Origin of the sequence: Paenibacillus forsythiae T98, assembly GCF_000520735.1 — a bacterium.
In the GTDB taxonomy this organism is placed as follows: Bacteria; Bacillota; Bacilli; order Paenibacillales; family Paenibacillaceae; genus Paenibacillus_AQ; species Paenibacillus_AQ forsythiae.
Window position 1 is genome coordinate 1 of record NZ_ASSC01000022.1, and the last position, 5,681, is coordinate 5,681.

At 51.7% G+C, this 5,681-nt stretch carries 8 protein-coding genes and 1 tRNA gene; 4 read left to right on the forward strand and 5 right to left on the reverse strand.

Going from position 1 to position 5,681, the window contains the following annotated elements:
* Positions 1 to 98: 98 nt before the first annotated feature.
* Both L692_RS0100820 and L692_RS31560 read right to left on the reverse strand, forming a co-directional pair.
* Complete coding sequence (locus L692_RS0100820; protein ID WP_025696323.1) at positions 99 to 1,208, reverse strand: YkvI family membrane protein; 1,110 nt, start codon at positions 1,206 to 1,208, stop codon at positions 99 to 101.
* A 40-nt stretch (positions 1,209 to 1,248) separates the two neighbouring features.
* A complete protein-coding gene (locus L692_RS31560; RefSeq protein WP_156940266.1) occupies positions 1,249 to 1,401 on the reverse strand; it encodes a hypothetical protein in 153 nt (50 codons plus the stop codon).
* A 128-nt stretch (positions 1,402 to 1,529) separates the two neighbouring features.
* Between L692_RS31560 and L692_RS0100830 the strand changes: the two genes are divergently transcribed.
* The 3 genes from L692_RS0100830 to L692_RS0100840 all read left to right on the forward strand — a co-directional run bounded on the left by L692_RS0100830 (position 1,530) and on the right by L692_RS0100840 (position 2,898).
* Positions 1,530 to 2,102, forward strand: coding sequence for a xanthine phosphoribosyltransferase (locus L692_RS0100830; protein WP_025696325.1), 573 nt, complete (start codon positions 1,530 to 1,532; stop codon positions 2,100 to 2,102).
* Between the two features lie 118 nt (positions 2,103 to 2,220).
* Positions 2,221 to 2,538: a hypothetical protein gene (locus L692_RS0100835; RefSeq protein WP_025692155.1), complete on the forward strand. Its 318-nt coding sequence runs from the start codon at positions 2,221 to 2,223 to the stop codon at positions 2,536 to 2,538.
* Positions 2,539 to 2,682: 144 nt separating this feature from the next.
* Positions 2,683 to 2,898 (forward strand): hypothetical protein, encoded by a 216-nt coding sequence (locus L692_RS0100840; protein WP_025696327.1) that lies wholly within the window; start codon positions 2,683 to 2,685, stop codon positions 2,896 to 2,898.
* Positions 2,899 to 3,010: 112 nt separating this feature from the next.
* Here L692_RS0100840 and hisC read toward each other — a convergent pair whose 3' ends face one another.
* Complete coding sequence (gene hisC / locus L692_RS0100845; RefSeq protein WP_025696329.1) at positions 3,011 to 4,144, reverse strand: histidinol-phosphate transaminase; 1,134 nt, start codon at positions 4,142 to 4,144, stop codon at positions 3,011 to 3,013.
* Between the two features lie 221 nt (positions 4,145 to 4,365).
* On the reverse strand, positions 4,366 to 4,800 hold the full coding sequence (locus L692_RS0100850) for a hypothetical protein (protein ID WP_036721217.1): 435 nt from the start codon (positions 4,798 to 4,800) through the stop codon (positions 4,366 to 4,368).
* A 183-nt stretch (positions 4,801 to 4,983) separates the two neighbouring features.
* Here L692_RS0100850 and L692_RS0100855 point away from each other — a divergent pair.
* A tRNA-Leu gene (locus L692_RS0100855) sits at positions 4,984 to 5,071 on the forward strand.
* Positions 5,072 to 5,500: 429 nt separating this feature from the next.
* On the opposite strand, the gene L692_RS30945 is transcribed toward L692_RS0100855, so the two are convergent.
* Positions 5,501 to 5,659 carry an IS3 family transposase gene (locus L692_RS30945; protein ID WP_084463028.1) on the reverse strand — a complete coding sequence of 53 codons (159 nt, stop codon included), beginning with the start codon at positions 5,657 to 5,659 and terminating at the stop codon, positions 5,501 to 5,503.
* Positions 5,660 to 5,681 lie beyond the last annotated feature (22 nt).

Sequence of the window (5,681 nt, forward strand, 5' to 3'; positions counted from 1 at the left end):
ACTGCTTGGTGAGCTATCGTCTTCCCGCCAGGTGGTCATGCTGACCTGCCACCGCCATGTCGCCGAGGCGGCCGCCAGACTGGTGACGAATGCCTCCGTTATCTCCGTGTAGAGCGCGGAACCGTTTTGGAGGCAGGGAGCAGCTCCGATTCTGGAGGTAAGACCGATTGGCCCGGCGGAACCATGGGAGCGAGGATTAATTTGACTGCCCAGACGAGCGACAGCGCCCCGAACATGGGATAGAACAGCGCCAGAAGCGAACTGAAGCCGAATTGGCTGAAGATATAGCAGGTTAGCATGACCGCAGGCGTAATGAGGGCGGACGAGATCGGCAGACGCTGCCCGAGTTGAAGCGTGACACCGTAAATATCGGCAACAAAGGTGCTGAATATTTCCAGGAAGATCAGCAACAGATACACAAGCTGTACCAGCGCTCCGAGACGGAAAGCGATGCTGCCCATCGGAATCTCGAACCGTAGAATGCCCGGCATGTGCGCGCTCATGGCAAAATGCGCCGCCATCAGCATAAAGCCAATGCCAAGACCGCCCAGAACGCCTCCGTAGACAAGCGTTCGTTCGCTCTTGGTATGACGAGCCATCGGAACGAGGACGGCCTGCGCCATGCCCAGGTTGAACGCCGTATACAGAAAGGGAGACAGCCCGGCTGCAAAGGCGCTGCGCTCGGTGCCGAGGCGCAGGAAGTGCTGCGCTCCCGGGTGTTCAAGCGTATTGAAAATAATAATAAGCGACAGGGTCAGCATCAAGGGAACGACGATGCTGTTCATCTGCAGAATGCCGGAAATGCCCCTTTTCAGCAGGAGATAGGAGCCGATCACGGTCAGCACCAGCCCGGTCTGATAATGGAGACCTAGATGCTCCTGAAAAATTGCGCCCGCTCCGGCCAGCATGATGCTGTTGACCCCGATCAGAATAACCAGAGTGAACAGGCTGATAATGCCGCCGGTGCTCTTTCCGAACAGGTGGCGGTTGAAATCCTCATACGATTCGGCCCCGATCCGCTGGGCCAGAATCATCATTTTGGTGCCAAGCCAGATGAAGACCGCAGTGGAGAACACAATTGTCAGCGTTGCCCAGTGGCCGTACTGTGTGAAGAACTGGAGAATTTCCTGGCCGGTTGCGAATCCGGCTCCCACGATCGTGCCAATATAAGTAAAGGCGATTTGCAGCGTGCGGAGCATTTGTCTCATGGCTATCCTCCTAAAAGTTTTGCAAGCAAACCCGCATTGATTAATCTCCGGCAAAACTCGCTTCGGAAGCATACGCTAAGTTTTGCAAGCAAACCCGCATTGAATACTCTTCAGCAAAACTGGCTTCGAAAGCGTGTGCTTGCCCCATTTTGAAGCGGAAAAATCGGCCTTTCGCATACGCAATGCCGCACATGCTTGTGTACTCCGCATAGTACAGGTTATGATGTTGTGCAGAAGGACATGACTTCCGTCTGTTTTGCGCCCGCAGCGGTTTGACAGTGGAACGTCCGAACAAGAATGGATAATGGAGGCGTAAGCGTCATGGAAATATTGAAAAAGCGGATTTTGGAGGAAGGGATTGTCGTTTCCGATCAGGTGCTGAAGCTGGACGGACTGCTTAACCATCAGGTCGATCCCGAGCTGACAATGGAGATGGGAAGGGAGTTTGCGAGGCTGTTTGCAGACCAGGGAGTGACCCGCGTCGTTACCGTGGAGTCCTCGGGTATTGCCGTGGCTTTTGCCACCGCATGTGAATTGAAGGTGCCGCTTGTCTTTGCGCGCCGCAAGAAGACGCTGCTGGCCGATCCTGACGCGCTGTGCGAGCGGGTTCCGTCGTTTACCAAGGGGATCGTCACGGATATTATGATATCGCGCCAATTTATATCGCCCGAGGACAAAATTCTGTTCATCGACGATATTATCGCCAACGGCGACGCCGCGCGCGGCCTGATCAAGATTATTCACCGCTCGGGAGCGGAGCTTGTCGGGCTTGGGGTGGTTGTGGAGAAATGCTTTGAGGCCGGCGCCCGTACGATCCGCGAACAGGGCGTACGTCTTGAATCGCTTGTAAAAATCAAGTCCCTTGCCGGCGGAAGAATCGAATTCGAGCAGTAATCTATCGGGTTACAAATCGTGACGAATCTGAGAACAATGCCTATTTTTATAACAATTGCTTTCCACCCCATACATTTTCATTTATAATAAAGGCAGACATAGGAGAGGAGGCGTCACAATGGGGAAAGAACCGGTGACAGAACAATTCTTTATTGATAAATTAACCGAGGCCAAGGATCACTTCGAGCGCGCGCTCGATTGCAAGCACACGGAGTTTGACGATCTGTATCCCTATATGATCGAACATCCTCAATTCTTTTGGTACAAACGCTATGTTGCCTGGTCGGAGCTTCTGACTATCGCAGGTCTGTGTGAAGAACTGGACTTCGCCTGGAGAGAGAAGTTCACAGCCAAACAAGTGGAGTACCTGGAGCAGCGGGTCATGTCCGCCAAGGTTTTGGATTTCTGGTTTGAGAAGAACGAAGCGCTGATATAGGTCAAACATATAGAGGTGCATTAATCATGTGCATATCTCGTTATTTAAATGAGACCCAATGATCTTTCATTGTGGTCTTTTTTATGTCATAATCCGATTCGGGAACCCGTAGCGGGATATTCCGGATGAGAGGAGAGCTTTCGCATGATCAGTGACGAGCAGCTGAATGAATACCGCCTGTCCGGCGAGAAAATCCGGGTCATTCGCGATGCTCTGGAGAGCAATGACGTCATCGGAATGGTTATCGCGTGGGACGACAGCCAGGTCATGATTCGCAGACCGAACCGGAGGGTGGTCAAGCTGGACCGGAATTATATATTTCAGTCCAATAACGAGCCCAGGCGCAATATTTTCGGATAACGGGAGCAAGGGACCGATTCCTCCCAGCTCCCGCCACAACGGCTTTCGAGATAAGACCTCGAAAGCCGTTTGCTTTTGTCCGCTCCATTGGTTCGTTGTCCGCTTTATATTCTCACATATCTCTGGACCCATCTTTGGGCTTGGCGCTTGGTTCGATGTTTGACAGGGTCACCTGGGTTTCCCGGGTTTCCCGGACGAGCTCCAGCAGCGCCTGATATAGAATATCCATTTCTTCATCCGTCCCAATCGTCACACGCAAATAGTTGTCGATCCTGGGTTTCGGGAACAGTCGCACGAAAATGTTTTGTCTGCGTAAAGCTTCATTGAGAGCGTCGGCCTTTACCTTCAGGTGGGAGATTAACAAGAAATTCGTACTGGAGTCCACCACCCGGAATCCCGCTTGACGGAGAAGGGCGGTGATCCGGTCGCGGGTGGCTATAACCTTTTGAATATTCCGGGTGAACGTTTCCGTATCTTCAAGTGACGCTATGGCTCCCGCTTGGGCAATCCAGTCGACGGTGAAGCAGTTGATGCAATCTCTGACGCGAATAAGCGCTTCAATCAAGCCGCGGTGTCCCAGGGCCAGCCCGATCCGCAGACCCGCCAGCGACCGCGATTTGGAGAAGGTGCGGATAACAAGCAGGTTATCGTATTTCGGAATCAGTCCAATAGCCGATTCTCCGCCAAAGTCGATATAGGCTTCATCTATAATGACCACCGCCTGACGATTGTGTTTTACAAGGGCTTCAAGGTTCTTAAGGGAAATGACTTTGCCTGTAGGAGCGTTGGGGTTGGCCAGTATAACTCCGTCGTTACAGGTATAGAAGCCTTCCACCGGCACATCAAAGCTTTCTGTCAGCGGAACCGTTCTGTAGGATACCCCGAACAGCCTGGCATATACTTCGTAGAAATTATACGTAATATCTGGAAACAAAATCGTATCTCCCGAATCGAAAAAGGCCTTGAAGCAGAAAGCCAGAATTTCGTCCGACCCGTTGCCGGCAAAAATCTGTTCCGCCGGAATGCCGTAGTAGCGGCTGGCTGTTTCCCGCAAAAGAGAGCAGTTCGGATCGGGATATAATCTCAGCTCGTCGGTAACGGCGGCCCTCATCGCATTCAGCACTTCGGGCGAAGGCGGGTAGGGATTCTCGTTCGTATTCAATTTGACCAGTCTGCCCACCCGGGGCTGCTCGCCCGGCACGTACGGCGCAATCCCTTTGATCGTTTCACTCCAGTATTTGTTCATTGCCGCTCCTCCCAACTTCATAATCTGGCGAACGATGCGGATTCTCTATATGTATATGTGCCGGGCGGATGCGGAGGAACCATGGGAATGCAAACGCTGAGTTGAACAGCGGATGGAGAGAGGCGTTCTTGAAGAAACGGGACGTTTCTGGCAAAAGCAAAAAAGCCCACCACTTCCGTGATCGGGCGGGTACAACCGTGATAATCATCCGATATGAACACTCAGAAGGATACGGCCATATGGCCGGAACGTTCCTCCCGGGCCTGAATCGAGAACTCTCCGGCAAGTCCGAGATAGGCGCGCATCCGCAGCGTCATCTCCCGCCGGAAGCTCGGCCATTCAATCTGCATCTCGCCGGCCACTCCCCGGCATTTGTATCCGGCTTCAACGCCATGCTGATTTTGCCGGACGGTTGTAATAACCACATTTTGCGAATCAAGCTCACGCTTGACCTCCTGCAGCATGACCGCTGTCTTCTTGGCTCCAATGGAGACCATTTCCATGTAGAGCTGAGGCATTTTGAACAAGCCGCTCTTGCCAATGGCCCGGCAGTCGCGCTCGAATACTTTATGAATAAACGTTAGCAGCAGATAGCTTCGGACAAGGGACAGTTCTTCCTGGGTTGCTTCCCGGTTATGCTTTGCAGTCGTCGCCACCTGAATCACCTCGATTGTAGTATGCGAACCTTTGTTCTTATTATACATCCAATTGAACAGGGAAAGCAACCTTAATGAAATAATAAATGGAAAATGTTATTTTTAAAAAAAATGGATTGACTCATATGCTCCGGCATGGTATGATGTATCTTGTGGCCGCGTAAGCGAGCCTCAACAACATAAGCGGTCGTGGCGGAATTGGCAGACGCGCACGGTTCAGGTCCGTGTGGGCTAACCCCCCGTGGAGGTTCGAGTCCTCTCGACCGCACCATACTTTCAAACAAACTCTTCTTCAGAAGGGTTTTTTGCTTTCTCGCGCGCCTAGCCAAGCTAGGCACAACTAGCCGGTGGAAGTCCGGTCGAGGTAAGAGCCAAGTCGCCTCGTAGCTGACAGGCAACTGGTGGAGAAATCCTAAGGTTTGAAGCCCTGTGACAAAGTAACTCTGCAAGGAGTGCGAGCAAAACAGCAGGCTATAACATGAAGTGAATCCTGCCGCATCGTCAAAAAAAGCCTCGAAAAGGACAAGAGGGAGTCGAGCCTCGGGATAGTGGGCGAAGACCATGGAACGCGTGAAGCACTTGGAAACGCAGCGCGGAAGAACTCTACGGTGTATGGGGAATGGCATGTTGGGAAAGTTGTGTCTGGAACTAGGGAGACCTGTACCTCTGTCAATAGAGTAGACACAAAGAATCGAGAAAATTATGCAGCGAATCGGTACATACGTTCGTACTCATTGGGCGTAGAGTATCCAATTGCTGAATGGATTCTCTTTCCATTGTAGAAACAAGTAATGTATTCAAAAATGCGTTTCTTGGCTTCCTTGCGTGTTTTGAATTTTTCCAAGTATATAAACCGCAATTAAGATTATAACCTAACTAAC

Coding starts and splice junctions, on each gene's coding strand:
- L692_RS0100820 (WP_025696323.1), bottom strand. CDS start 1,208: ATGAGACAAATGCTCCGCACGCTGCAAATCGCCTTTACTTATATTGGC.
- L692_RS31560 (WP_156940266.1), bottom strand. CDS start 1,401: ATGTGCGGCATTGCGTATGCGAAAGGCCGATTTTTCCGCTTCAAAATG.
- L692_RS0100830 (WP_025696325.1), top strand. CDS start 1,530: ATGGAAATATTGAAAAAGCGGATTTTGGAGGAAGGGATTGTCGTTTCC.
- L692_RS0100835 (WP_025692155.1), top strand. CDS start 2,221: ATGGGGAAAGAACCGGTGACAGAACAATTCTTTATTGATAAATTAACC.
- L692_RS0100840 (WP_025696327.1), top strand. CDS start 2,683: ATGATCAGTGACGAGCAGCTGAATGAATACCGCCTGTCCGGCGAGAAA.
- hisC (WP_025696329.1), bottom strand. CDS start 4,144: ATGAACAAATACTGGAGTGAAACGATCAAAGGGATTGCGCCGTACGTG.